This is a genomic window from Kumtagia sp. (assembly GCF_059502445.1).
Genome location: NZ_JCACER010000076.1, coordinates 239777 through 265342 on the forward strand (window position 1 = coordinate 239777; position 25566 = coordinate 265342).

Here is a 25566-nt window from a genome sequence, read left to right on the forward strand (position 1 = left end):
GCTGCGCCGCCGTCAGGGAATCGCGAAAATCCTCACCTCGCGCTCGATGCCGCGCAGCGCCAGATCCTGTGAGACCGGCGTCAGCCTGTTGGCGGCGAGCACGCCAGCCGAATGCTCGTCCTCGACCACCGCGCTTGTGACGAAGATCGCCTGCGAGGTGGCGAGCCCCTGCACCCTGGACGCGATGTTGACGGTCTGGCCGAAATAGTCCTGCCGGTCGTTCATGGTGACGGCGATGCAGGGGCCCTCATGGACGCCGATCTTCAAGAGCAGATCCTCGCGGCCGCTGTTCTCGTTCAGCGAGCGCATCGCGTCCCGCATCCTGATCGCCGCCGCGACGGCCCGATCCGGCGTCGGAAAGGTCGCCATCACCGCGTCGCCGATCGTCTTGACCACCGCGCCGGCTTCCGAGGCGACGATCTCCTGCAGCACGCGGAAATGCGCCTGCACCATGTCGAAGGCGTTCAGGTCGCCGACCCGCTCGTAAAGCTCGGTCGAGCCGCGCAGGTCGGTGAACAGGAATGTCAGGCTGGTGATCTTCAGCCGCTGGTCGACCGCCACCGTATCGGTGCGGTAGAGATCGCGAAACGTCTGGTTGGTCAGCAACTGCTTGGCGGTCAGGAACGGCCGCCGCCGCCCGAGCATGTCGTGCAAGGCATGGCCGGCGATGAAGACCGCCGGCAGGACGCGTATGTCGGTGCGGTTGTCGATCGCAATGCGAAGCGGTCCGGGCTGCATCTGCAAGGTCTGGTTCTGCGAATGCTCGCGGTCGTAGATCAGCGCTAGATTCTGCCGCTCGCGCGTCGGCTCGCCCTTCACGTCGATGAACTGCACGCTGTGCGTCACCGGTTCGAAGACGATGATGAACTCGGCCGGCAATTGCAGCGCCAGCACCATCTTCTCGCCCGCCGGAACCTCGACGGCTTCGATGACCATCTCGTCGATCGCTTCGGCGTAACCATCCTCCGGCAGGTCGACGCCGGAGCCCCAGTAAAGCTGCCTGAGATATTCGAGCATCGGCAGCGTTTCGGGATTGTGGGCGGCGATGCGGCGCACCCTCGGGCTCACGGTGAACGTCACCTCGACCATCTCGTCGAGCGTCGGTGAATACCCTTCGGCGCAGAGGGTGCAGACATATTCTTCCTTGGTGACGGTCTTCAGGGTGGCACCGCTCTCCAGCACGCCACCGCAGCCGGGGCAGAGCACGTTCCACGCTATGTCGAACACGCCGAGCGACGCGCCATGCAGGAAGCCGGCGACGGTCCGCTCCGGGTCGAGGCCGTTGCGGTCCGCGAAGGCCAGCGGGTTGATTCTGCACAGCGCGCGGTCGGTGCCGTCGGCGACAAGCGTTTCGATGGCGCCCGCCACCGCAGGGTCCGCGGAATTCCGCAACATCGCAAAGAGAGCGCTTGTTTCACTCATGATCCGCCTCCGCAGCTGCTGGAGCGTCGTTCAAGGCGATTCATACACCCGGCGAAGCGGTCCGTCACTTGCGACATGGGCACCTGCTGACACCGCAGTGCCGGCAGGGCCGAGGCAAGTCAGGTGTTGACGCCGAGCTCGACCAGCCGCTCGACGCAGGATTCCTCCGCCTGGTCCAGTTCCGCCAGCGTCTCTTCCAGATCCCGGCGCTTCTGGCGAAGGTCTTCCTTCTTCTCGTTGATGCGCGTGATGAGCAGCTTCAGCTGTCCGACCTCGCCGGGCGGCTCCCGGTACATCTGGATGATCTCGCGGATCTCGTTGATGGAGAAGCCGAGCCTTTTTCCGCGCAGGATCTGTCGCACCAGATGGCGGTCGGAGGGCCGGAACAGCCGGGTGCGGCCGCGCCGGACCGGCTGGATCAGTCCCTCGTCCTCGTAGAAGCGCAGGGTGCGCGTCGATATGTCGAACTCCCTGGTGAGTTCGGTGATCGAATAGTATTCGCGCATGCCCAGTCCTGCCGGCCGATTCCAGTTCGGCAGGATCGCACGGCGTTTACGTAAAAGTCAATTCAGGCCTCACCCGAGATGCATCCACCACGTGGCCAGCCCGAGAAAGGCCAGAAACCCGATGACGTCGGTGATCATCGTGGTGAAGATCGATGACGAGATCGCCGGGTCGGCGCCGAGCTTGTCGAGCAGCAGCGGGATGAGGATGCCGCCAAGTGCTGCCGCCAGCATGTTGATGACCATGGCGGCGGCGATCACGATGCCGAGGTCGTGGTTCTGGAACCACAGGGCGGCGACGACGCCGATGATGATGGCGATGATGGCGCCGTTGGTGAGGCCGACCAGCACCTCGCGGCGGATGACGCGGCCGGCATTGTAGATATCGAGGTCCTTGGTGGCGAGCGCCCGCACCGTCACCGTCATCGTCTGGGTGCCGGCATTGCCGCCGAGCGAGGCGACGATCGGCATCAGCGCGGCAAGCGCCACCATCTCCTCGATCGTGGCGCCGAACAGGCTGATAACGGAGGCCGACAGAAAGGCGGTCGCCAGATTGACCAGCAGCCAGGGCACGCGCGAGCGCGAGGTCGCAATGACAGTGTCGGAGAGCTCCTCGTCGCCGACGCCGCCCATGCGCAGGAGATCCTCCTCGGCCTCCTGCTGGATGACGTCGACGACGTCATCGATGGTGAGCACGCCGACCAGCCGCTCGTTCTCGTCGACGACGGCGGCCGACAGCAGGTTGTACTGCTCGAACTCCCGCGCCGCCTCCTCCTGGTCCATCGTGGCCGGGATCGCGTGGCGCGTCTCGTGCATGATGTCTTCGATCTTGACCGAGCGCTTGGCGCGCAGGATCTGGTCGAGATCGATGGCGCCGAGCAGCTTGAAGGACGGATCGATGACGAAGACCTGGCTGAAGCGGTCGGGCAGGTTGTTGTCCTCGCGCATGTAGTCGATGGTCTGGCCGACCGTCCAGAACGGCGGCACCGCGACGAACTCGGTCTGCATGCGCCGGCCGGCCGATTCTTCCGGATAGTCGAGCGAGCGGCGCAGCCGGATGCGCTCGGTGAACGGAAGCTGGGCGAGGATCTCGTCCTGGTCGGCCTGGTCGAGATCCTCGAGAATGTAGACCGCATCGTCGGAGTCGAGTTCCTGGACGGCCTTGGCGATCTGCGCGTTGGGCAGGTTCTCGACGATTTCCAGGCGGATCGCCTCGTCGACCTCGGTCAGCGCCGAAAAATCGAAATCGGCGCCGAGCAGGTCGACCAGCGTGCGCCGCTGCTCCGGCAGCAGCGCTTCCAGCAGGTCGCCGACCTCCGACTGGTGCAGGTCGCCGACATCCTTGCGCAGCGTGAGCGTGTCGCGGTCGGCGATCGCCGCGCCGATATGCACGACGAAAGCCGGCCGGATGACGCCGTCCTCGCCATAGATGTCGGCATGCGCCGCCTCGTGACCGGCGTCGCCCGGGGTCGTTTCCTCGTGGCCTTCCAATTGCGCCGCCTTGCGATGTCCGGTGTCGTTGTGCCGCAGCTTTAGCCCGGCAGGGAACGGAATTTCAAACGAAATGCAGCCGCGCCGAACAGCGTCTCCGGCGGGCAACGCACTGAGGACCCCGCTGCGTTAAGTGCGGCATCCACGAACGGCTTGGACAGAAGCCGCGCCGGCCGCCCCGGCAACAGGTGCCGCCGTCGCGATGGCGTTGTACACTCTACCAGAATCGACGGGTTTCCGGCTGGCGGGAGATGCAATGCAGCAGAACGAAACCACCGATGGGTGCGCGGTCACCGGCCGGCCGGCCGTACAAGGCTTCTTCGATCCGCGAACATCGAGCATCCAGTACATCGTCACCGATCCCGCGACGAAGCGCTGCGCCATCGTCGATCCCGTGCTCGATTTCGACGAGAAGTCGGGCGCGACCTGCACCGCCAGCGCCGACGCCCTGCTCGCCCATGTGACGGCACAAGGGCTCGCGGTGGACTGGATCCTCGACACCCATCCGCATGCCGATCACTTTTCCGCCGCGCACTACCTGAAGGGCAGGACCGGCGCTCCCACCGCGATCGGCGCCCATGTCGTCGACGTCCAGCGGCTGTGGAAGGATATCTACAACTGGCCGTCGCTCGCCACCGACGGTTCGCAATGGGACCGGCTCTTTGCCGAGGACGACCACTTCAACATCGGCTCGATCGAGGCCCGGGTGATGTTTTCACCAGGCCACACGATGGCTTCGGTCACCTATGTCGTCGGCGACGCCGCCTTCATCCACGACACGCTGTTCATGCCCGACGGCGGCACCGCCCGGACCGATTTCCCTGGAGGCAGCGCGTGCAGCCTGTGGGCGTCGATCCAGGACATCCTCGCCTTGCCGGACGACACCCGGCTGTTCACCGGCCACGATTACCAGCCCGGCGGACGCGAGCCCTCTTGGGAAAGCACGGTGGCCGAGCAGAAGCGCTCCAACATCCACGTCGCCGGCTCCGATGAAGCCGCCTTCGTCGCCATGCGCGAGGCGCGCGACCGCACCTTGCCGATGCCGAAGCTGATCCTGCACGCCCTGCAGGTCAACATCTGCGGCGGCCGCCTGCCCGAGCCGGAGGACAATGGCCGCCGCTACCTCAAATTTCCGCTCGATGCGCTGAAAGGCGCCTGCTGGTGATTTTTCCGACCTCCGCCGCCCGATGGTCACCTGACACAGCAGCCTTGCGCCGTGGCCACCCTGCCCTACCTGTCGGCCACACCCTGCGAAACGGAGCAGCCGATTGAAAACTGTTGTGATTGTCTTGCTGGCCGTCCTGCTGTCGGCCTGCGGCGCGGCCAAGGCTGCACGCGAGACCGGGCACCTCTTCGACAAGTATGGCTGCATGAGCCGCGATCTGAAGGGCGAGAAACCTTGCGGCGTGGAGAACTGAAGTGCCGCCCTACTGGATTTCGGGCGCCGCTTTGGCATGGGCGAAAGCCGCGAAATCAGCCGAAAACCGCAACTCGCGCATCGGCCTGACCTTGCGCGTCGTCTCGGCATAGAGCGGATGCGCCTTGTAGGCGGCCAGCGCCGCCTCGTCGGCGAACTCCGCATAGACGACGACGTCGATGGCGCCGCACAGCGGATCGACCTTGCTGTTGCGCGCAACCTCGAAATGGCTGGAATGCGGGATTTCGGCGAGCTTCCACAGCCCCGCCTCGACAGCGTCCACCTGGCCGGGGCGCTTTGCGCTGAAGAATACGATATGCCGGATCAACACCGCCTCCGCACGACGATCGTGCGGTGCTTTTGCTGCGCCGGGCGCCGATCGTCAATGCGACGACTTCGCCCTCCGGCGCCCGGGCAGGCCGTCAGCCGGTGACGCTCTTCACCATCGCGTCGACCGTCTTCATGACCTGCGCCAGATAGCGGCCGTCGTAGCGGGCGCCGTCCCATATGATGAGGCCGGTCAGAATGCAGATGCCGATGACGTAGCGCATGTCCGTTCCCGCCTCAAATCCATCATCCGCAGCATAAAGCGCAGGGGTAAATCATCCGTCATCGGCGGCGAACAGGCTTCTGTCGGCGGTCCGCCCGTCTCGAACGTGATCTCGGAAAGGCATGAAACAAATGCGGGCGGGCGGCGTTGCGGATGCGAACCGCGCGGATTCTCGCCACGCGGTGCATGACGAAAGGATGCAGTCATGAAGCGCATTTCGTTTCTAGCAGCGGCGGTTCTGCTCGGCGGCGCCCCAGCAGGTTTGGCGCAATCGAATGAACCTTGCGTCGAGGATCTTGCAGGCATTGCCGGGTCGGGCGCATGCATCGCCACCCCGAGTTTCGATTCGACGCTGGACTCGTCAGGAACACTTGACGAGGGCACGACCTCGGCGATCCCCTCGGTTCCGCAACCGCAAGGCATGGCGCCGCTGGTGGTGCCGAGCACGCCGCAGGAACAGGGGCTCGGCCAATCAGGCGGCAGCAGGAATTTGCTGGACGGTTCAGGCAACGGCCTGGGCAGCAACCGGATTCCCTCGCCGGAAATCCGCTGACGGTGAAGCCGCTCACAGCGTGATGCGGTACTTCGCGAAGCCGTTCTCGCCCTCGCCCGCCGGCTCGATCTTCACCGCCTTGACGTCGGCGATGAAATCCTTCGCCTTCGGCCCGGTCTCGAAGATCACGGTGGCGCCTTCGACCGGTACGAACGACCAGTTGGCATCGGCGGTCGGGTTGATCGTCTTCTGCTCCATGATGTAGCGCACGATCACGTCGCGGTTGGTGTCGGGCGCCTCGAAGATCACCTTGCTGTCGTTGATCTCCGGGAAATTGCCCCCGCCGCCGGCCCGGTAGTTGTTGGTGGCGACCACGAATTTCTGCGCGGGATCAACCGGTTTTCCGTCGAACATCAAGTCCTTTATGCGATCCGCGGAGGCATCGAGCACGGCGCCCTTCGGGTCGTATTTCGACGGCTGCGACAGGTCGATGCGATAGGTCACGCCGTCGATCACGTCGAAATTGTAGGACGGGAAGTCCGTGTTGATGAGCTTCTGGTCGGCCTTGCCCGGTCCGATCCGGTTGAAGATGCCGGCCGACATCTCCAGCCATTCCTTGACCTGCGCGCCGGTGACGGCCACCGCCCGCACCGTGTTCGGGTAGAGATAGAGGTCGGCGACGTTCTTGATGGCGACGTCGCCGGCCGGAACGTCGGTGTAGTAGTCCGGTCCGCCGCGCCCTCCGGACTTGAACGGAGCGGCCGCCGACAGGACCGGAAGATCCTTCCATTCAGTGTCTTTCAGCAGATCCTTGACGTACCAGGTCTGCGCCTGGCTGACGATCTGCACGGACGGGTCGTCGGCGACCAGCGCGAAATAGGAGTAGAGCGGCGCCGACGTCTTGCCGACGGGCCGGCGGACATAGGCAAGCGTCGCCTCGTGGTCGGCCTCGAGCGCTTCGACCAGGCGCTTGTCGTCCTCGACCGTCGCCTTGTTCCTGTTGTCGACGCGCTCGTAGATCGGCCGCGCCTCCGATGTCGCCGAGACGACCTCCCATTTCGAGCCGTCGCGCTCGAGCAGGAGGTCGATCAGCCCCATATGCGAGCCCCAGAAGCCGCCCATGACAGCCGGTTTGCCCAGCAGCGTCCCGGCCTTGGCGTCGACGCCCTCCAGGTCCTGGAAATCCTTCCTGCCGGGGAAGACGAGGTGCTGGTGCCCGGTGAACACCGCATCGATGCCGTCCACGCCGGCCAGGAAGAAGGAGGCGTTCTCCATCATATCGCCCTGCTTGACGTCGATGCCGGAATGCGAGAGGGCAATAACGACGTCGGCGCCCTCCTCCTTCATCTGCGGTACCCAGGCTTTCGCCGCCTGCACGATGTCGCGCGTGGCGACGTTGCCGGACAGGTTCTTGGCGTCCCACAGCATGATCTGCGGCGGCACGAAGCCGATGACGCCCACCTTGACCGGGTGCTCGGTGCCGGCGCCGTCCTTGATGGTCTTGTCGAGGATCAGATACGGCTTGAGATAGAGCTTGTCGTCGCGCGGGTTGGCGGCGAGTTCGGTGCCGCGCACCAGGTTGGCGCAGACGAAGGGGAAATTCGCACCGGCCAGCACCTTGTCCATGAAGGACAGGCCATAGTTGAACTCGTGGTTGCCGAGCGTCGAGGCCTCGTAGCCGAGCAGGTTCATGCCCTTCATCACCGGGTGGACGTCGCCGTCCTTCATGCCCTTCTCATAGGCGATGTAGTCGCCCATCGGGTTGCCCTGCAGGAAGTCGCCATTGTCGACCAGCATGGCGTTGGTCGCTTCCTTGCGCACCGCCTCGATCAGCGACGCCGTGCGCGACAGGCCCATCGTGTCGTTCGCCTTGTCGGCATAGTAGTCGTAGGGCAGCACGTTCACATGGATGTCGGTCGTCTCCATGATCCTCAGATGTGCCTGGTTGGCCTGGGCGCGCGCCGAGAACGGATGCAGCATGACGAAGGCGGCAGCGGTGCTGCCGGCCAGAAAGGAACGACGCGAAACAGGCCGAACGAGACGGGACATGCTCTCCTCCCCAGGATGTGCCGCGGCAACTGTCGCGCCGAATCCCGCGCAAGTCCAGCAGCTGTCCGCGCTCAGGACATATGAGACGGGTGGGTGATCCGGTCTCGGCAGATTTTGAGATACTCGTTTGGAGTTAGTCCGTCGAGAGCGCCGTGGGGTCGGTGATGGTTGTAGAGATGCTGGAAGGCATCGACGTGCTCGGCGATGCTGTCGATGTTGGTCGGCAGGTCGACGGTTGCGTAGAACTCGTATCGCCATGCGCCGTTGCATCGTTCGACGGCGCCGTTGAGTTTTGGCGATCTCGGCGGCAGGACATAGAGGGGGATGGCTTTGGCGGCGCAGGCAGTCTCGAACTCGGCCATGAACTCGGAGCCGCCGTCGATCTGGATGGCCTTGACGGGCCAGGGCATCTCGGCGGTTACCTTGTCGAGGAAGTCGGCGGCGTTCTTGGCGGTGGCGCTGCGATAGGGCTTGGCGATGGTCCACTTGGCATGGACGTCATAGGCGTCGAAGTGCTTGACGGCGAGATTGGGGGCCAGCGACACCGTCAGCGTGTCGATCTGGACGATGTCGCCGGGTCTTTCGAAGACCACGTCCTTCGGCTTGCGGACGGCGTGGGGCCGGGCTTTGGCAGCGCATTTGCGGCCGATCTTACGGATCAGCTGCGGAACCGGCGTGACCCGGCCGCGCTCGACCAGGCTCTTGAGGATGCGGCCGACCGTGGCGTTGGAGACGACCTGGCCTGCCTTGCGCAACAGCGGACCGAGCTTGTCCTTGCCCCAGAACGGAAAATCGCATCTCAGCCGCTCGACCTCGGCGCGCAGTTCCCAGCTCCAGCCGTTGGCGCGCATCCGGTGCGGCCGCCGGCTCTTCGGCGCCGGTTGCGCCTCCCAGCGATACAGCGTCGAGCGCGGCACGCCCACCGCATGCGCCGCCTGATCGGCGCTCAGCCCATCCTTCATCGCGCGCCGCCATCGCGCCACCGCGTCGCGTCTTCTCGTCGCTTCGATAGTTGAGGTCTGCGCGCCGAGAAGACGCGACGCCCGGCCAGCATTGCGTATAACATGGCCGGGCAGGCCAAAAACCTGCATGGGGTTCTCCTGGGATTCGAGCTTCGCAACCCGAGTTACGGAGAACCCCTCACTCAATGCAAGAATCTCATATCTGTCTGAGCGCGGTCAGCAGCCGGATCACCGCCAGGATCAAACTGCCGGCCGGGAGCTATGCGCGGCCGTCGTTTCCTCCGTCCGCGTCGCCTTGCGTGATGAGCCGCGCGCTGCGCTGGCCGGTGGCATAGATCCACAGCCAGCTCAGCGCCACCGCCAGCCTGTAGCGCAGGCCGATGAGGAAATAGATGTGGGCGACCCCCCAGAGCCACCAGGCAGGCCGGCCGGTCAGCCTGATCCAGCCGAAATCGGTGACGGCGGCCCGCTTGCCGATGGTGGCGAGGTCGCCGCCGTGGCGGTATCGGAAAGGCCGGGCCTCGCCCTCTCCCGCAAGCCTCGCCTTGATCGCCGCGGCGACATGCCGTCCCTGCTGCTTTGCCGCGGGCGCCACGCCCGGCACGAGTGAGCCGTCCGCGTTTTCGACATGCGCCGTGTCGCCGACGACGAAGATGTCCGGATTGCCCGGCAGCGTCAGGTCCGGCGCGACCTTGACCCGTCCCGCCCGATCGGCCTCGGCGCCGAGCCATTCCGCCGCCGGCGAAGCCGCCACGCCGGCCGCCCAGATGATGGTGGCCGCCGGCAGGACCACGCCGCCGAACGTCACCCCTTCCACGCCGCAGCCGGTGACCGGCCGGCCGAGTTCCACCGTCGCGCCGAGCTTTTCCAGCGCCCCCTTCGCATAGGCCGAAAGTTCGGGCTTGAAGGCAGGAAGTATGCGCTCTCCGGCTTCGACCAGCACGACACGCGCCTCGCGCGGATCGATCGAGCGGAACTCGCCGGCAAGCGTGTCGCGCGCCAGCTCGGCGATCGTGCCGGCGAGCTCGACGCCGGTCGGGCCTCCGCCGATGATGACGAAAGTGAGCAATGCCCTGCGGCGTTCCGGATCGGGCTCGGTCTCGGCCTTCTCGAAGGCGAGCAGCAGGCGGCGCCTGATCGTCGTCGCGTCCTCGAGCGTCTTCAGGCCGGGCGCATAGGGCTCCCACTCGTCATGGCCGAAATAGGCGTGGCGCGCCCCCGTGGCGACGACGAGCGTGTCGTAGGGAATGCCGCCGCCGTCGTCCAGCAGGACGCGCTTGCCGGCCCTGTCGACGCCGGCCGCCGACGCGAGCAGCGTTCGCACGTCCTTGCGCCGGCGCAGGAGATGGCGGATCGGCCAGGCGATTTCGGAGGTCGCCAGAGACGTCGTTGCTACCTGGTAGAGCAGCGGCTGGAAGAGATGGTGATTTCGCCGGTCGATCAGCGTGACCTCGACATCGGCACCTTTGAGTTCCTTGACGAGCTCCAGTCCGGCAAAGCCGGCACCGACGACGACGACATGGTGTCTGGCCTTCGCCATTCGTTCACCTTTCGCAGGCCGCCCCGGTAGATGTAGGGAAATTTGTGCATTGCAGCAAGACAATGCCTGCCGATTGCCCATGAATGCCGGTGCCATGTCGCAAATGCGCCTGCCGCATTCCCGCGCGGGGACTAGCTTTTCCTGGCAGGAGAGCATGGAGGACACGCATGGCCGATGACGCCGACGACCGACGCGGAGCGCAGCATTCCTCCCCGCCCTGCTTCATGCATGAACTGGAAGGACATGCCGACCGGGAGACACCCGCGGATCCGGCGCAGTGGGCTGACGTCCGGCGCTGGCGCAAGGCCGAACGCGAGCGCCTGATCGAGGCGCGTCTGGCGATCTCGGCCGAGGCGCGCGGAAATATGTCGGCGGCAATCGCGGCCGCACTCGACACCGCGATCGGCGGCGTGCGCGGGAGGACGATCAGCCTCTACTGGCCGTTTCGCGGCGAGCCGGACCTGCGGGGCTGGGCCGCCGGCGTGGTCGAGCGCGGCGGCGGCATCGCGCTGCCGGTGGTGATCGAGAAGGCGCGGCCGCTGGTGTTCCGCAGCTACCGGCCAGGCGACAGGCTGGAAAAAGGCGTCTGGAACATCCCGGTCCCGGCGGACGGCGCCGAGGTGCTGCCGGACGTCGTCATCGCGCCGCTGGTCGGTTTCGACGCCAAAAACTTCCGGCTCGGTTATGGCGGCGGCTTCTTCGACCGCACGCTGGCGGCCCTGCCGCGTAAACCGCTGGTGATCGGTGTCGGCTATTCCATGCAGAGCATCGCGACCATCTACCCGCAACCGCACGACATTCCCATGGACCTCGTCGTGACGGAGATACCCGGATAGTCGTTCCAGGCTACCCGAACTGTCGGTTCTGACGGCATATCAGGCCACGGCTGCCGCCAGGCGGCCCGCCTCTCTCGAATTGTCACCGTCCCGGATCATCTTCCTTAACTTGCATCGACTAACCTTGGCCGGTCGAACAGGCGAGGTCGAGATGCGCCGTGTTGAAGCCCTACTTGCAGGCGCCCTGCTGCTCCTTGCCGGCCTGTCCGGCACCCTTCCAGCCACGGCGGCCGAGGCATGCATGGGCGAGAACTGCCTGTCGCAAGAGGCTGCACCGCAGACGGACTGCGTCGGCGAGCAATGCAGCGCTCCCGTCGAGCAGGCCGACCCTCCCGCGATGGAATGTCTGGGCGATGGCTGCGCCCAGCGGGCAGGCGGCCCTGTCGAGGAGTGCTCCGGACAGGATTGCGTCCTGAAGCCGGTGGAGCCAAATGCGGACTAAGAGTCTGTCAGGCCATATCGACTCATGGTGAGCCCTGAATCCGGCTGTGAAAGCAGTCCGCCGGCAAACGACCCCTTCGAAGACGTTGACGACGCCATCACACGTACCAAAGCAGCCGTTGCCACAGAGGCTCGCAGCAGCGGATGGCGTGAACGAGGCCATCACGCCTCGTCGACGCACCCCCAGTGCAGAGAAAGGCGGACAACTTCCCGACCAGCTTAGCGGAACATGCGAATGCCTGGAAAGTTGGGAAGGCCGTCGAAACCCCTGCCAGGAGCGTCATCAATGTTTATGCACAACAAGCGGCTTCAATACACAGTGCGCGTCTCTGAGCCGAACCCGCAACTCGCATGCATGATAATGGAGCAGTTCGGCGGTGCGGACGGCGAGCTTGCCGCTGCGATGCGCTATTTCACGCAAGGGCTTGGTGAGGACGATCCCGGCCGAAAGGATATGCTGCTTGACATTGCGACCGAGGAGCTGAGCCACCTTGAGGTGGTCGGTTCCATCGTCACCATGCTCAACAAGAGCCTCAAGGCACAGCTCGCCGAAGGTCAGATGAAGGAGGCCGAGCTTTACAGGATGGTCGGCGCCAGCGGCACCAGCGCAAAGGAGTCGATCCTCTTCGGCGGCGCTCCGGCCTTGTGCGATTCTGCCGGTGTTCCGTGGACCGCCGCCTATGTCGATTCGCGCGGCGAGCCTACGGTGGACATGCGCTCCAACATCGCTGCCGAAGCACGCGCCAAGATTGTCTATGAGCGCCTGATCAACATCACCGACGATCCCGGCATCAAGGACGCGCTCGCCTTCCTGATGACGCGCGAGGTCGCTCACCAGAAGTCGTTCGAAAAGGCGCTCTATGCGATCGAGAACAACTTCCCGACGGGCAAGCTGCCGGGCATCGAGAAGTATGCCAGCATATACGTCAACGCCTCGCAGGGCGAGGGCGACGCGACTGGCCCGTGGAATTCCGGCGATGAATGGGACCGCATCGACAATCTCGAGGAGGTGATGCCGATCGACGGCGGCGACGGTCTCGCGACGGTCAAGCTCGACGCAAAGGACAAGAAGGTTGCGATCAAAATGGCCCAGCGCACCATGTCGGATCCGTCGTCCGACCCCACCACCGGTGCCGATCTCGGTGCGGGCCCGGGAGCGGGCCGTACCAAGAATGGCGATATGGGCGGGGCCGCCAACATCCAGAAGGCCCCCGCCATGGCGGAAGCGACCGCTCGCAAGTGAGCGACGTTAGTCAGCCGCGAATCTTCTTTCGACCGCGGCTGATTTTGCCCCGACGGAATCTCCGGGTCTGCGTGGATGGCCCTGCTTCCCGCGTGCCCTCTGGGAAGCAGACGGACCGCTTCCCACTCCATCTCAGCGTTTCGCGTTTATGGTTTCACCGCCCAGACGGGCTCGCGAGCGAACGTTTTCGCCTTCAAGGCTGGAGCGCGCGAAAACTTCACTCCGATGAATTTAGTTTGACATCCATGCAAGGATCGTTTCAGATCGCCTGATCGAAGGCTGCGAGCTGCAGCCCTTCGAAATCGGAAACCAGCCCGCTCGCGCAAGCGATGACGATCCGGAGCGCACACCTCCAGGGACAGGGCTCACAACGCACCGCCAGGTATCGGCGCTGCATGGTGAGATTGCCTTGGAGGACTGCCGATGATCGTCGACCTTCTCGTCCGTGACGCCTACGCCTATGTCGATCGCGACTGGGAAGTGGATGGCGGCTGGATTGCCATCGAGAACGGGCGTGTGCACTCGATCGGCAAGGCCGGTCAGGAACGTCCCCCGGCTGCGCGCACGATCTCGGCCCCCGGCCGGCTGGTGACGCCGGGGCTGATCAATGCCCACCACCACATGTATCAGAACCTCACCCGCTCCTACGCGCCGGTGACCAACGGCTCGCTGTTCGAGTGGCTCACCGGCCTTTACCCGCTGTGGGCGAAGCTCGACGAGGAATCCCTCTATCTCTCGACCTTCGTCGCCATGACCGAGCTGCTGATGGGCGGCTGCACCACCTCGATGGACCACATGTACGTCCATCCGAAGCCGGACCTGATCGACGCGCAGATCAAGGCCGGCACCGATATCGGCTTCCGCTTCTACGCCACGCGCGGCTCGATGACCCGCTCCGTCGAGGACGGCGGCCTGCCGCCGACCTCCGTCGTGCAGACGGAGGAGGAGATTCTGGCCGACAGCATCCGCCTGGTCGAGCGCTATCACGACGCCTCCCCGGGGGCGATGACACGCGTTGCGCTCGCCCCCTGCTCGCTGTTCTCGGTGACCGAACGGCTGATGTCGGAGACGGCCAGGCTGGCCGACCGCTACGACCTGCGGCTGCACACGCATCTGGCCGAGGATCCCGACGAGGACGACTATTGCGCCCGGGTCTACGGCTGCACGCCCACGGAATATTTCGAGCGGGTCGGCTGGGCGAGCAAGCGCTCCTGGGTGGCGCATTACATCTACCCGTCGCATGACGAGATCGGCCGCCTCGCCCAGGCGGGCGTGTGCGCAACCCAATGCCCGTGCTCCAACATGCTCATCGGCGGCGGCTCTGCCGACGCCATGGCGCTGCGCGCCCGCGGCATGCCTGTCGGACTGGGCTGCGACGGCTCGGCGTCGACCGACCATGCCTCGCTGTGGCTGGAGGCCCGCACCGCCCTGCTGCTCGGGCGCTATCGCAACGGGCCGAGATCGATGACGGCGCGCGACGCGCTCGACATGGCCACGCGCGGCGGCGCCGCGTGCCTCGGCTGGGAGGACGAGATCGGCCATTTGCGGCCCGGCGCCTGCGCGGACCTGGTCATCTGGAAGATGTCGGACGTGGCCCTTGCCGGCGCGCATACCGATCCAGTCGAAGCCTGGCTGCGCTGCGGCCCGGCGGTGGCGGGGACGACCATCGTCAACGGCAAGGTGCTGGTCGAGGACGGCGAGCCGGTCATGCCGCAGCTCGGCGACGTGCTGACGCGCCACGCCAGGCACGCCCGGCGCATTCAATGCCTGGAAGCCTGACGCTTGGACCGTCGGGATGACCCCACTGGACCTCGTTCCGCGGCAAGACAGAGTTCATGCCATCTCCGGCTTCAGCCCCAGCGCGGTGCGGTCGACGATCTCGCGCAGGGCGAAACTCGAATTGATCTTGGTCACATGCGGCATCGCCGACAGCCATTCCTTGTGGATGCGCTCGTAGTCGGCGAGATCCTTGGCGGCGATGCGCAGGATGTAATCGTATTCGCCCGACATCAGATGGCAGGAGAGCACGTTGGGGCAGCGCTTGATCGCCGCCTCGAAATCCGAAAGCGTCTTCTCGAACTGTCCCGACAGCGATATGTGGACGATCGCCGTCATCTGGTGGCCGAGCGCGGCATTCGACAGCCGGGCGTGATAACCGCGCACCACGCCGCTCTTTTCCAGATTGTCCAGCCGCCGCGAACAGGCCGACTGCGACAGCCCGACCTTCTCGGCCAGCGCCGCGTTGGAGATGCGGCCGTCCTTCTGCAGCGTATCCAGAATCGCAATATCAATCCTGTCCAGCGACATTCCTGCCAGTTCCTTCGATATTTTCGGCACTTAGCGCAAGGAATAACGAAACCAGCAGTGATAGACAACCGACTTCGCAAGGACGTTCCGCCCGCTCCGTGGTTCAATCCATCCTCAGCAGGAGACAAGGCCGCAAAAGGCCGGTGAGGAGAACGAAGATGCGCGTCGGCTGCCCGAAGGAAATCAAGAATCACGAATACCGCGTCGGCCTGACCCCGGGCTCGGTACGCGAATACGTGGCGCATGGCCACGACGTTCTGGTCGAGACCGGCGCGGGCGCCGGCATCGGCGCCGGCGACGATGCGTATCGCGCCGCCGGCGCGACGATCGCCAGGACGGCGGCGGACGTGTTCGCCAGGTCCGACATGATCGTCAAGGTGAAGGAGCCGCAGCCCGGCGAATGGGCGCAGCTGCGCGAAGGCCAGATCCTCTACACCTACCTGCATCTCGCGCCGGATCCGGAGCAGACCAAGGGCCTGCTCGCCTCCGGCGTCACCGCCGTCGCCTACGAGACCGTCACCGACGAGCGCGGCGGCCTGCCGCTGCTGGCGCCGATGTCGGAAGTCGCCGGCAGGCTGTCCATCCAGGCCGGCGCAACGGCCCTGCAGAAGGCCAATGGCGGCCGCGGCGTACTGCTTGGCGGCGTGCCGGGCGTGCTTCCCGGCAAGGTCGCGGTGATCGGGGGCGGCGTCGTCGGCCTGCACGCGGCCAAGATGGCCGCCGGGCTGGGTGCCGACGTCACCATCATCGACCGCTCGATCCCGCGCCTGCGCCAGCTCGACGACATCTTCAACGGCCGCGTCCACACGCGCTACTCGACCGTCGAGGCGCTGGAGGAGGAATGCTTCTCAGCCGACATCGTGATCGGCGCCGTGCTCATCCCGGGCGCGGCGGCGCCCAAGCTGGTTAGCCGCGAGATGCTGTCCGGCATGAAGAAGGGCGCGGTACTGGTCGACGTCGCCATCGACCAGGGCGGCTGCTTCGAGACCTCGCATGCCACTACCCATGCCGAGCCGACCTACGAGGTCGACGGCATCATCCACTATTGCGTCGCCAACATGCCTGGCGCCGTGCCGGTGACGTCGGCGCATGCGCTGAACAACGCGACGCTGCACTACGGCCTGCAACTCGCCGACAAGGGTCTGAAGGCGCTGGTCGACGACCCGCATCTGCGCAACGGCCTCAACGTCCACAAGGGCCGGGTCGCCAACCGCGCCGTCGCCGAGGCGCTGGGCTACGAGATGGTGGAACCGAAGCAGGTGCTGGCCGCTTGACCAGTTTCCCTACCCTGAACGCAAAATCCCGCCGCGAAGGCGGGACTTTTTTTCAAGCAGGCAACAAAAAAGCGGGACAAAACCCGCTTTTTTGCAATCGGCTTTCCGCCAGTCCATCCGTGGTCGGAAGCCGATCAGCATTGCCAAGCGTAAGCCGTGGAAGGTTAACGAAAGGTAATGACAGGCGACCGACCCTACGCCCGCTCGACACGGCACTGGTAACAGTTGTTCCTGGCCGAGCGCACGTGAACATAGGCGACGTCGTCGCGCTCGAACAATTCGTGTGCCCGGCCGCAGATGCTTTGCGTCGGCGTGACCGCGCCGGTGCCGTAGACGATGCGGTCGTCGGCGCCATAGCCTCGGACGATGTAGTCCGGGGTCGGGCGAAAAATGTCCGGCAGCACGTCGCTTTCCGGCGCGCGGTCGCACTCGTCGGCGCACAGGAAGATCGGCCCGGTCTCGGCATAGGGCTGCAGCGCGGGGAACGGCCGGTAGGCCAGGACGAGATACGGTTTGCCGGCCGGAACGGTCCGCAGGCAGTGGCGGCAGGGAACACCGTCGCCGTCGGAGACCTTGCGCTCGGGCGCAAAACCGTAGGCGTCCTTGCCGCCGCGCTGCAAGGCGCGGACGGCATCGGTCGGCAGGGCGATGAAGCGGATCAGCATGGGAGGCCTCCTCGTCATTGATCGACGAGGACGCTACGCTCGCGGACGGCGCCCCTCCACCCGAAACCTGGGTTCGGCCAGTCGGCCCGGCGCCTTCGTCAGGTCAGAACTTGTAGGAGAAGCCAGCCGTCACGGTGTGGGTGTTCAGCTCGACGTCGCTGAAGCCGAGGATGTCCTCCTTGCCGAAGTCGTAGTAGCGGTACTCCAGGCGGCCGATCAGGTTGTCGGTGAAGGCGTATTCGGCACCGCCGCCAACGGTCCAGCCCGTATAGCTCTGGTCTTCACTGAAGGTCGCGCCGCCGGCACTCGCATCCACCGAAGCCCTTGTGAAGGCGACACCGCCGGTACCGAAGATCAATGTCCGATCCCAGGCATAGCCGACACGTCCGCGGATCGACGCCAGATAGTCCGTTCCGACCTCGACCTCCACGCCCGGAAACGCGAAGGTCTCGTCGTTCCAGGTCGCGTTGATGTCGCCTTCGACGCCGAACACGAACGATCCGACCTGCCAGTTGTAGCCGATAAAGCCGCCGAGCAGGCCGCCGTCGAAATCCCGGGAGCCGCTGCCGAATACCGCGTCGAACTCGGCTTCGTTCCAAGCATAGCCGCCCTGGATGCCGACATAGCCGCCGGTCCATGTGAACACGGGCGCTTCGGCGATCGGCACGGGTTCCTGCACGATCGCGTCGGCCGCCATCGCGCCGGACGTGGCAATGAGGGAAAGAGCGGTCGCGACGAAGATGGAACCAAGGCGCACAGCGGCCTCCACGTTAACGAATATCAAGCCTGTCTACCCCTAGGCTTCTATCTAGCACACACAACCGGAGATAGCTGTAGCAAAACGGCATCAGCTATCTCCAACCAGCCCATTCACCGCAGAAAATCGTCGATGCGCCGCAGCGTCACGCGGCGGTTCTGCCAGTTCTCGTTCTGGGTTGGGACCAGCAGGAACTCTTCGCCATAGCCGACGGTCTCGAGCGCCCGGCCGGGAATGCCGAACTCGCGCATCAGCACGCGACGCAGCGATTCGGCACGGCGCTCGGACAGGATCTGGTTGGAGGCGGCCGAGCCGACCGCGTCGGTGTGGCCCTCGATCAGCACGGTGGTGCCCGGCCGCCGGCGCAGCAGGCGCTCCAGCGCCGTCGCGATGGCCTCGACCTTTCGGTACTGCGAGACGGGGATCTCGGCCGAGCCGAAGGCGAAGTTGATCGCCTGGATGTCGATCGACGGCGCGGCGCGGCGCAGGTCGGGCCGGCGCTTGAACTCGCGTGCGGTCACCCGCTGGTCGGGCCTTATCCGGCGCTCCGCCGGCGCTTCCAGGCGCCGCTCGATCTGGGCGGCGGACGGCATCGACTGCGCCGCGGCGACAGTCGGGAAAGCGAGCAGCGCGAGCGCAAGGGCGGCGAACTGGCGGCGGGTGGGCATGGATATCTCCTTCGGTGGTCGTCGTGCGGCGGATCGCCGATCGGCACCACTTCTGGACGGTGGAAGCTGAATCGTTGCTGAACGGCGTGTTCAGGCAGTAGGCAATGGGCAGTCGGCGATAGAGGCCCTTTAGCTACTGCCCTGCTGCCCTGCTGCCCTGCTGCCCTGCTGCCCTACTGCCCTCTTACCGCATCACCACGGCAGAGCGCTCCGCAAGCGTCATCGGATGGACGACCTCGCGCTTCTGGCCGATCGGCGAGAAGCCGATCTTCTGGTAGAGCGGCAGGGCGGCCGGATGGTCGAGCGTGCAGGTCTGCACCGACACCTTCTGCGGCTCGTAGGACCACGCCGCCGCGACGGCGGAGCCGAGGAACCAGCGGCCGAGCCCCTGGCCTGTCGCGTGCTCCATCAGGCCGAAATAGGCGAGCTCGACCTCCTCAGGCAGGTCGGTCTTGAGGTCGAAGAAGCCCGCCGGCGCGCCGTCGACATAAAGCACCCGGATATCGCGCTCGGGCTTGCGCAGCCCCTCCTCCATTTCTTCATCGGAGAGCCGCAAGGCATTGACCCAATGCCACTTCCGCCCGACTCGGTCGATCAGATAGCGATAGTAGTGGACCGGAATGTCGCGGACCCTGAGCAGCGCGATCTGCCGGTTGTACGGCAAGGGCGCGTACTGCGCCGGCGGCCGCGCCATTTCGAGGAACGTCACGGTCACGTCTATCGTCTCGGGCAACTTCGTGTCGGCCATGTCAGTCCTTGCCTGTGACGACGGGCGTATCGGAGTTCCCGCCCCATTCGGTCCACGACCCGTCATAGAGCCGGTTGTCGCCGTGTCCGACGCTCTGCAGCGCCAGCGTGATGACGGCCGCAGTAACACCGGAGCCGCAGGAGGTGACGACCGGCTTCGACAGGTCGAGCCCTGCCTCCGCCAGTTTGCGACGCAGTGCCTCGACCGGCAGCAAATGGCCGTTTTCCGACAGCGAGACGGCGGGCACGTTCTTCGCGCCCGGCATGTGGCCGGAACGCACGCCCTTGCGCGGCTCCGGGTCGGTTCCGGCAAAGCGGCCCGGCGGGCGCGCATCGGCGATCTGCGCCGTGCCCGCCTCGACCACCTCGCGCATGTCGGCGAGGTTCGCCACCCGCTTCGCGTCGAAATCGGTGAAGAACACGTTGGGCGCCGTGCGTGTCGCCTCGGCCGTGACCGGACGTCCGGCCGCCTTCCAGTTGTCGAAGCCGCCGTCGAGGACAAAAACCTCCGGCGCCCCCATGACGCGGAACATCCACCAGACGCGCGGCGCCGAAAACATGCCGGGGCCGTCATAGACGACAATGGTGTCGTCGGCCGAAATCCCCATCGAGCCGACATGCTGGGCAAAGACCGCCGGCCGCGGCAGCGTGTGCGGCAGACCCGAATCGGGATCGACGACCAGGTCCTGATCGAAAAAGATCGCGCCCGGTATGTGGGCCGCGTCATATTCGGCCTTGGCATCGCGGCCCTGCGCCGGCAAGTACCAGGAGGCATCGACGATCGACAGGCCGGGGCGGCCGAGTTGGCCCTGCAGCCAGTCGGCGTCGACGACGAACGGGCTTTTCTCCGGCATGCGCGCCTCCATCGCAACGGCCACTGCTTCTCGCATATCGCGGCCCCGGCAAAAAGGGGCAGCGCTGCTTTCCTGCACGGGCACCACGGCTCCGCCGGTCTTGATCCCGGATCGTGCCATTCTCGCCATTCTTGCGGTCGTTCGGCCACGTCATGGGTGGAAGGCCATCCTTCCCGGCACAAATAGCAGAGACACGCCCTCGCCCGCCATGCGAGGAATCACGAAGGAGAGCCTGCCATGATCAAGCGCATCTGGAACGGTTTCACGACCCGCGAAAATGCCGACGCCTATGAGCGGCTGCTCGACAGCTTCGTTTTTCCGGGCATCGAAGCGAAGAGGATCCCGGGCTACCGCTCGATCGAACTGTTGCGGCGCGAAGTGGGCGACGAGGTGCAGTTCACCACGGTGATGTGCTTCGATTCGCTTGCCAACGTCGTCGCCTTCCAGGGCGCCGACTATGAGATAGCCTATGTGCCGGAAGAAGCCCGAAGGATTTTGAAGCGCTGGGATGAGCGCTCGACACATCATGAGGTGCGGCAGACGCGGATTTATGGCTGATCCGGCGGTTAGCTCGGCAATTCGCCGAAGCGTATGCGGAAGCGGCGGTTCTCCCGACCCTTCTTCTCGATCTTGCCGATATGGATCGCGCCGACTTCGCCGGTCGAGCGCACATGCGTGCCGCCGCAGGGCTGGCTGTCGATCGCCCCGTCGTCGCCGATGCAGACCAGCCGGATACGGCCGGTGCCCGAGGGCGGGCGGACGTTCTTCGACTTCACCAGCCCGGGATTGGCGGCGAGATCTGCATCGGTGATCCAGCGGGTGAACACCGGCTGCTCCGCCGAGACGAGTTGCATCAGCTTTTCGCTGACCAGTTCCTTGGTGTAGCCCGCGTCGGGAATGTCGAAATCGACGCGGCTCTCCTCCTCGCCGACCGACGCGCCGGTGATCGGGAACGGACAGACCACGGTGAGCAGGTGGCAGGCCGTATGCATGCGCATCAGCAGATGCCGGCGCGGCCAATCGATGAACAGGCCGACCACTTCGCCGGCGACCGGCAGCGGCTGATCCGGCGCCGGCAGATGGATGATCTCGTCCTTGCTCTCGCCGGTGATGGTGGCGGCGATGGCGATGCGGCTGCCATCGGGTCGCAGGAGATGGCCGGTGTCGCCCGGCTGGCCGCCCGACGTGGCGTAGAAGATGGTCTTGTCGAGCACGACGCCGCCGCGCTCGTTGACGCCGAGGACCGTCGCATACGCTTCGGCGAGATAGGCATCGTCGCGGAACAGTGCCTCGGTCGGCATCACGGCACCGGCTCGTACGGCATGGGAATGTCGGCCGTCCGGTCCATCCAGTCGGGGATCGGCAGGTTCTTGGTGCGCAGGAAATCCGGATTGAACAGCTTCGACTGGTAGCGCGTACCGTAGTCGGCGAGCACCGTCACGATGGTGTGGCCGGGGCCAAGCTCGCGCGCCAGGTGGATGGTGCCGGCGATGTTGATGCCGGTCGAGCCGCCAAGGCAGAGCCCCTCCTCCTGCACGAGGTCGAAAATGATCGGCAGGGCCTCCTCGTCCGGGATCTGGTAGGAAAAGTCGGGCGCGAAACGTTCGAGATTGGCGGTGATGCGCCCCTGCCCTATGCCTTCGGTGATCGAGCTGCCTTCTGCCTTCAGCGCGCCGGTCGTGTAATAGCTGTGCAGTGCCGCCCCCAACGGATCGGCGATGGCTATCTTGACGTCCTTGCGCTTGGCCCTCAGCCCGATGGCGACCCCGGCCAGCGTGCCGCCGGTGCCGACCGCCGACACGAAGCCGTCGACCTTGCCGTTAGTCTGCGCCCAGATCTCCTCGGCGGTGGTGGCGATATGGCCGTCGCGGTTGGCGACGTTGTCGAACTGATTGGCCCAGATGGCGCCGCTGTTGTCGCTGCGGGCGAGCTGCTCGGCGAGCCGCCCGGATACCTTCACGTAGTTGTTCGGATTCTTGTACGGCACCGCCGGCACTTCGATGAGCTCGGCGCCGAGCAGTCGCAGCGCGTCCTTCTTCTCCTGGCTCTGGGTGTCGGGAATGACGATCACCGTGCGATAGCCGAGCGCCTTGGCGACCACGGTCAGCCCGATGCCGGTATTGCCCGCCGTACCTTCCACGATCACGCCGCCGGGCCGCAGCAGGCCGCGCTTCTCCGCGTCGCGAATGATGAACAGGCCGGCGCGGTCCTTCACCGACTGGCCCGGGTTCATGAACTCGGCCTTGCCGAGGATCTCGCATCCGGTTTCCTCCGAAGCGCGGCGCAGCCGGATGAGCGGCGTGTTGCCGATCGCGTCGATGACCGAACCAAGCATGAGGCAGTTCCCGTTGCGCAGGCGGCACCGGCGAAGCGCTGCCGCTGTTGAAGGACGTGGCGGCGCCTGCCGCCATTTCGACCGCCTTCCTGCCAGAGACCGCCCCGACATTCAACGCCGGTCGGGATAGAAGAACGCTGGTCCATGGGAAATACCGGCGCGGCGTGATCCTGCAACGGCGTGTCATGCCGCATGGGCCGGCTTGGCGTCGCGAGCGGCGAGATAGACGACAAGGGCCAGTCCGAGCACCAGCGCGATGAACAGGAACAGCGCCGAATAGGCGGCGGCCGGCTCGCCGGGGACGGTGCCGGCGGTCACCACCGCGCCGGTGGCGAACTGCAGAAGCCCGGCACCGCCGATGACGAAAAAATTCATCAGGGTGACGCCGCGCCCGATCAGGTGCGGTGGCATAAAGGCCCGCGCATGCGCCATCAGCAGGCCGTAGCTGCCGCCGGCGACCCCGATCAGCACCAGCAGCGCCGTAGCCGACCCGAGCGAACTCTGTGGATGAAGGCCGAGCGCGAGCAGCGCCGAGAGGCTGATCGTTGTCCCCACGACCGCCACCCATTTGCGCGTGCCGAAGAACTGGTCGAGCGGGCCATAGATGAAGGCGCCCGCCGCCATGGCCAGCGCCATCAGGACCGTGGCGTTGCCGATCGCCAGCATGTCGGCGGCATGGACATCGGCGAGATAGGGACCTGCCCACAGGCCGCGAATGCAGGCGGACGGCGCGTAGGCGACCATGGTCAGCGGGATGATCGGCCACAGCACGCGCAGCCGCAGCAGCTCGGCGAACCCGGCAAATCCCGTGGGGCCGCTGCCGGCATGCGGATTTTCCGGATCGCGCACGAGCGCAAAGACCAGCGCCGCGATCAGCAGGGTGAACACGCCGAGCCCGGCCATGACCGGGCGCCAGCCGAACGCCTCGGCGGCATAGGCCAGCGGCGAGGCGCCGAGGACGTTGCCGGCCGTGCCGAAGGCGACGATCCACGACGACAGCATGGCGAATTTGGCCGGCGTGTAGCGGCGCGCAAAGATGAACAGCGCCGCCATCAGGACCGGGGCGCAGCCGATCCCCATCAGCCCGGTGGCGAAAATGACCATCCAGGGTGCCGTAGCGGCGGAAAACAGGAAGGTTCCGCCGCCCGCGCCGAATATCATCAATGTCACCGCGGTATAGCGCGGCCCGATGCGGTCGAGCGCAACGCCGACCGGGAACTGCGACAGCGCGAAGGTCAGGAAGAACACGCCGGAGGCGATGGAGAAGTCGGCCTTGGTCATGCCGAGCTCGCTGCCGAGCACCGGCGTGAGCACGGCCAGGAATGAGCGGTAGAACTGGGAAAGCACGTAGGCGACTGCGAGTGCCGCGATGCCGGCCATGTCCTCTCCCGTCTTCCCGAAAATGCAAGTGGCGGCCGAAGCACTCGCTGCGGCCGCCACCTTGTTTCATCATCGAGTGCCGCGCAATTGGACCAAACGCGGCTTCGTTCGGCCCAACCGCAGGTCAGGCCGCGCGCGGGGCGTTGCGGCGGCCGCGGAACGGCCGCTTCTTGCCGGCGAAGCGCTTCTCGCCGGCCGGCTGGCCGCCGGGGCGTCCCTCGCCCGCGGGCTTGCCGCCAAAGCGCTGCTCGCCGCCCGACGGCTGGCCGCCGAAGCGCTGGCCGCCAGCGGGCTTGCCGGAGAACGGCTTCTTGCCAAAACCCTGGCGCGGCTTGTCGCCGCCGGGCCGGCCGGCGCGGTGATGCTCGCGCGGCTGTCCGCTATCCCTGCTGTCCGCAGGACGGTCGGCACGCGGCTCGCGCGCCTCGGCCTGCGGATCCGGCTCGCCGAGATGGTCGGCAGCGACCGGCAGCTTCATGCGGATGATGCGTTCCACCGAGCGCAGCTTTGCGTTCTCGTTGGGATCGCACAGCGTGATGGCGACGCCGTCGGCGCCGTTGCGGCCGGTGCGGCCGATGCGGTGGACGTAGCTCTCGGCCTCGTCCGGCAGGTCGAAGTTGACGACGTGCGAGATGCCGGGCACGTCGATGCCGCGCGCCGCGATATCGGTGGCGACGAGGATACGCACGGAGCCGTCGCGAAAGCCATTGAGCGCCTTCTGGCGGGCGTTCTGCGACTTGTTGCCGTGGATGACGGCGGCATTGAAGCCGTCGCGCTCGAGGTCGCGCACCACCCGGTCGGCGCCGTGCTTGGTGCGGGCGAAGACCATCACCGAGGACATGGCGGGATCGGCGAGCATCGCCGACAGCACCTTGCGCTTCTGCTTCAGCCTGGCCAGCACGACGCTCTGCCTGATCTCGGCGGCAGTGGTGCCCTGCGGGGTGACCTCGACATGCACGGGATCCTTCAGGATGCCGCGCGCCAGCTGCTCGATCTCGCTCGGCATGGTGGCCGAGAACAGCGCCGTCTGGCGCTCGCGATGGGTGGCATTCGCCAGCCGCCGGACGTCGTGGATGAAGCCCATGTCGAGCATGCGGTCGGCCTCGTCGAGCACCAGCCAGCGGGTCTCGCCGAGCTTGACCTCGCCTTCGCGGACCAGGTCGGTGAGCCGGCCCGGTGTCGCGATCAGGATGTCGACGCCGGGAGCCATGCGCTTGACCTGGCTGTGGCGCGACACGCCGCCCAGCACCAGGGCGGTCGAGATGTGCATGCCCTTGGCGAGCACCTTGATCGTGTCCTCGATCTGCACCGCGAGCTCGCGGGTCGGGGCGAGGATCAGGGCGCGGGCGGTGCGCGGCAGCCGCTTGCTGCCGAGTGTGGCGATCTTGGCCAGAATCGGCAGGCTGAAGGCTGCGGTCTTGCCCGACCCGGTCTGGGCGACGCCGAGGATGTCGCGGCCTTCGAGCTGCGCGGGAATGGCCTGGGCCTGGATCGGCTTCGGCGTGTCGAAACCCGCGGTTTCGGTCGCCTTGAGCAGCGCACCTGTGATGCCGAGGGCGGCGAAGCCTTCGGGCTTCGCGGAAAGTTCAGTGTTCAAAATTGTCTCTTTCAGGCGGCATCGGCCGCCAACTA

The 25566-nt window shown here is 65.9% G+C and carries 25 protein-coding genes and 1 pseudogene; 8 read left to right on the forward strand and 18 right to left on the reverse strand.

The genetic code is table 11. From position 1 onward, the window contains the following. Positions 1 to 12: 12 nt before the first annotated feature. The 3 genes from AC5JDC_RS20970 to mgtE form a co-directional block, all read right to left on the reverse strand. The gene (locus tag AC5JDC_RS20970; protein WP_106771912.1) at positions 13 to 1422 is read right to left on the reverse strand and encodes an adenylate/guanylate cyclase domain-containing protein; all 1410 of its coding nucleotides are present in this window, start codon (positions 1420 to 1422) and stop codon (positions 13 to 15) included. A 119-nt stretch (positions 1423 to 1541) separates the two neighbouring features. Continuing rightward, positions 1542 to 1928 carry a MerR family transcriptional regulator gene (locus AC5JDC_RS20975; protein WP_106771913.1) on the reverse strand — a complete coding sequence of 129 codons (387 nt, stop codon included), beginning with the start codon at positions 1926 to 1928 and terminating at the stop codon, positions 1542 to 1544. A 69-nt stretch (positions 1929 to 1997) separates the two neighbouring features. After that, a complete protein-coding gene (mgtE, locus tag AC5JDC_RS20980; RefSeq protein WP_495844268.1) occupies positions 1998 to 3416 on the reverse strand; it encodes a magnesium transporter in 1419 nt (472 codons plus the stop codon). Positions 3417 to 3723: 307 nt separating this feature from the next. Here mgtE and AC5JDC_RS20985 point away from each other — a divergent pair. Both AC5JDC_RS20985 and AC5JDC_RS20990 read left to right on the forward strand, forming a co-directional pair. After that, a pseudogene (locus AC5JDC_RS20985) lies at positions 3724 to 4581 on the forward strand (MBL fold metallo-hydrolase); the annotation flags it as partial. A 103-nt stretch (positions 4582 to 4684) separates the two neighbouring features. Beyond that, a complete protein-coding gene (locus tag AC5JDC_RS20990; protein ID WP_495844270.1) occupies positions 4685 to 4834 on the forward strand; it encodes a hypothetical protein in 150 nt (49 codons plus the stop codon). Positions 4835 to 4843: 9 nt separating this feature from the next. Here AC5JDC_RS20990 and AC5JDC_RS20995 read toward each other — a convergent pair whose 3' ends face one another. Continuing rightward, on the reverse strand, positions 4844 to 5161 hold the full coding sequence (locus tag AC5JDC_RS20995) for a Dabb family protein (protein WP_495844272.1): 318 nt from the start codon (positions 5159 to 5161) through the stop codon (positions 4844 to 4846). A 94-nt stretch (positions 5162 to 5255) separates the two neighbouring features. Then, positions 5256 to 5384, reverse strand: a complete 129-nt coding sequence (locus AC5JDC_RS21000; RefSeq protein WP_280954219.1) for a hypothetical protein — start codon at positions 5382 to 5384, stop codon at positions 5256 to 5258. A 204-nt stretch (positions 5385 to 5588) separates the two neighbouring features. Here AC5JDC_RS21000 and AC5JDC_RS21005 point away from each other — a divergent pair, with 204 nt between their 5' ends. Next, a complete protein-coding gene (locus AC5JDC_RS21005) occupies positions 5589 to 5936 on the forward strand; it encodes a hypothetical protein (RefSeq protein ID WP_495844274.1) in 348 nt (115 codons plus the stop codon). 12 nt (positions 5937 to 5948) lie between these two features. Here the strand turns inward: AC5JDC_RS21005 and AC5JDC_RS21010 are convergent, their stop codons facing one another. The 3 genes from AC5JDC_RS21010 to AC5JDC_RS21020 all read right to left on the reverse strand — a co-directional run bounded on the left by AC5JDC_RS21010 (position 5949) and on the right by AC5JDC_RS21020 (position 10427). Then, positions 5949 to 7925, reverse strand: coding sequence for a bifunctional 2',3'-cyclic-nucleotide 2'-phosphodiesterase/3'-nucleotidase (locus AC5JDC_RS21010; protein ID WP_495844276.1), 1977 nt, complete (start codon positions 7923 to 7925; stop codon positions 5949 to 5951). A gap of 71 nt (positions 7926 to 7996) precedes the next feature. After that, entirely contained in the window at positions 7997 to 9016 is a 1020-nt protein-coding gene (locus AC5JDC_RS21015; RefSeq protein ID WP_495844278.1) for an integrase core domain-containing protein, read from the reverse strand. A gap of 130 nt (positions 9017 to 9146) precedes the next feature. Continuing rightward, entirely contained in the window at positions 9147 to 10427 is a 1281-nt protein-coding gene (locus AC5JDC_RS21020) for an NAD(P)/FAD-dependent oxidoreductase (protein ID WP_495844280.1), read from the reverse strand. A gap of 167 nt (positions 10428 to 10594) precedes the next feature. Here AC5JDC_RS21020 and AC5JDC_RS21025 point away from each other — a divergent pair, with 167 nt between their 5' ends. From AC5JDC_RS21025 to AC5JDC_RS21035, 3 genes are all read left to right on the forward strand, one after another. Beyond that, on the forward strand, positions 10595 to 11263 hold the full coding sequence (locus AC5JDC_RS21025; protein ID WP_495844282.1) for a 5-formyltetrahydrofolate cyclo-ligase: 669 nt from the start codon (positions 10595 to 10597) through the stop codon (positions 11261 to 11263). 688 nt (positions 11264 to 11951) lie between these two features. Continuing rightward, positions 11952 to 12947, forward strand: a complete 996-nt coding sequence (locus AC5JDC_RS21030) for a manganese catalase family protein (RefSeq protein WP_495844284.1) — start codon at positions 11952 to 11954, stop codon at positions 12945 to 12947. 423 nt (positions 12948 to 13370) lie between these two features. Continuing rightward, complete coding sequence (locus AC5JDC_RS21035) at positions 13371 to 14726, forward strand: 8-oxoguanine deaminase (RefSeq protein ID WP_495844286.1); 1356 nt, start codon at positions 13371 to 13373, stop codon at positions 14724 to 14726. 54 nt (positions 14727 to 14780) lie between these two features. Here the strand turns inward: AC5JDC_RS21035 and AC5JDC_RS21040 are convergent, their stop codons facing one another. Continuing rightward, positions 14781 to 15254, reverse strand: a complete 474-nt coding sequence (locus tag AC5JDC_RS21040; protein ID WP_106771924.1) for an Lrp/AsnC family transcriptional regulator — start codon at positions 15252 to 15254, stop codon at positions 14781 to 14783. A gap of 158 nt (positions 15255 to 15412) precedes the next feature. Here AC5JDC_RS21040 and ald point away from each other — a divergent pair, with 158 nt between their 5' ends. Beyond that, positions 15413 to 16528, forward strand: a complete 1116-nt coding sequence (gene ald, locus AC5JDC_RS21045; RefSeq protein ID WP_106771925.1) for an alanine dehydrogenase — start codon at positions 15413 to 15415, stop codon at positions 16526 to 16528. Positions 16529 to 16722: 194 nt separating this feature from the next. Here ald and AC5JDC_RS21050 read toward each other — a convergent pair whose 3' ends face one another. The 5 genes from AC5JDC_RS21050 to sseA all read right to left on the reverse strand — a co-directional run bounded on the left by AC5JDC_RS21050 (position 16723) and on the right by sseA (position 20219). Beyond that, positions 16723 to 17193 carry a DUF1203 domain-containing protein gene (locus AC5JDC_RS21050; RefSeq protein WP_495844289.1) on the reverse strand — a complete coding sequence of 157 codons (471 nt, stop codon included), beginning with the start codon at positions 17191 to 17193 and terminating at the stop codon, positions 16723 to 16725. 103 nt (positions 17194 to 17296) lie between these two features. Continuing rightward, positions 17297 to 17950, reverse strand: coding sequence for an outer membrane protein (locus AC5JDC_RS21055; RefSeq protein WP_495844291.1), 654 nt, complete (start codon positions 17948 to 17950; stop codon positions 17297 to 17299). Positions 17951 to 18063: 113 nt separating this feature from the next. After that, positions 18064 to 18618: an OmpA family protein gene (locus tag AC5JDC_RS21060; protein WP_495844293.1), complete on the reverse strand. Its 555-nt coding sequence runs from the start codon at positions 18616 to 18618 to the stop codon at positions 18064 to 18066. A 184-nt stretch (positions 18619 to 18802) separates the two neighbouring features. Then, positions 18803 to 19366, reverse strand: a complete 564-nt coding sequence (locus tag AC5JDC_RS21065; RefSeq protein WP_495844295.1) for a GNAT family N-acetyltransferase — start codon at positions 19364 to 19366, stop codon at positions 18803 to 18805. A 1-nt stretch (position 19367) separates the two neighbouring features. Next, positions 19368 to 20219 (reverse strand): 3-mercaptopyruvate sulfurtransferase, encoded by an 852-nt coding sequence (sseA, locus tag AC5JDC_RS21070; protein WP_495844297.1) that lies wholly within the window; start codon positions 20217 to 20219, stop codon positions 19368 to 19370. Between the two features lie 237 nt (positions 20220 to 20456). Here sseA and AC5JDC_RS21075 point away from each other — a divergent pair, with 237 nt between their 5' ends. Beyond that, positions 20457 to 20777, forward strand: coding sequence for an antibiotic biosynthesis monooxygenase (locus AC5JDC_RS21075; protein ID WP_495844299.1), 321 nt, complete (start codon positions 20457 to 20459; stop codon positions 20775 to 20777). A gap of 8 nt (positions 20778 to 20785) precedes the next feature. On the opposite strand, the gene AC5JDC_RS21080 is transcribed toward AC5JDC_RS21075, so the two are convergent. The 4 genes from AC5JDC_RS21080 to AC5JDC_RS21095 form a co-directional block, all read right to left on the reverse strand. Then, the gene (locus AC5JDC_RS21080) at positions 20786 to 21520 is read right to left on the reverse strand and encodes an alanyl-tRNA editing protein (RefSeq protein WP_495844301.1); all 735 of its coding nucleotides are present in this window, start codon (positions 21518 to 21520) and stop codon (positions 20786 to 20788) included. Further along, positions 21520 to 22554: a cysteine synthase A gene (locus AC5JDC_RS21085; protein ID WP_495844303.1), complete on the reverse strand. Its 1035-nt coding sequence runs from the start codon at positions 22552 to 22554 to the stop codon at positions 21520 to 21522. The genes AC5JDC_RS21080 and AC5JDC_RS21085 overlap by 1 nt, the downstream gene beginning before the upstream one ends. A 183-nt stretch (positions 22555 to 22737) precedes the next feature. Continuing rightward, on the reverse strand, positions 22738 to 23934 hold the full coding sequence (locus AC5JDC_RS21090) for an MFS transporter (protein WP_495844305.1): 1197 nt from the start codon (positions 23932 to 23934) through the stop codon (positions 22738 to 22740). Positions 23935 to 24058: 124 nt separating this feature from the next. After that, positions 24059 to 25531 (reverse strand): DEAD/DEAH box helicase, encoded by a 1473-nt coding sequence (locus AC5JDC_RS21095; RefSeq protein WP_495844307.1) that lies wholly within the window; start codon positions 25529 to 25531, stop codon positions 24059 to 24061. Positions 25532 to 25566 lie beyond the last annotated feature (35 nt).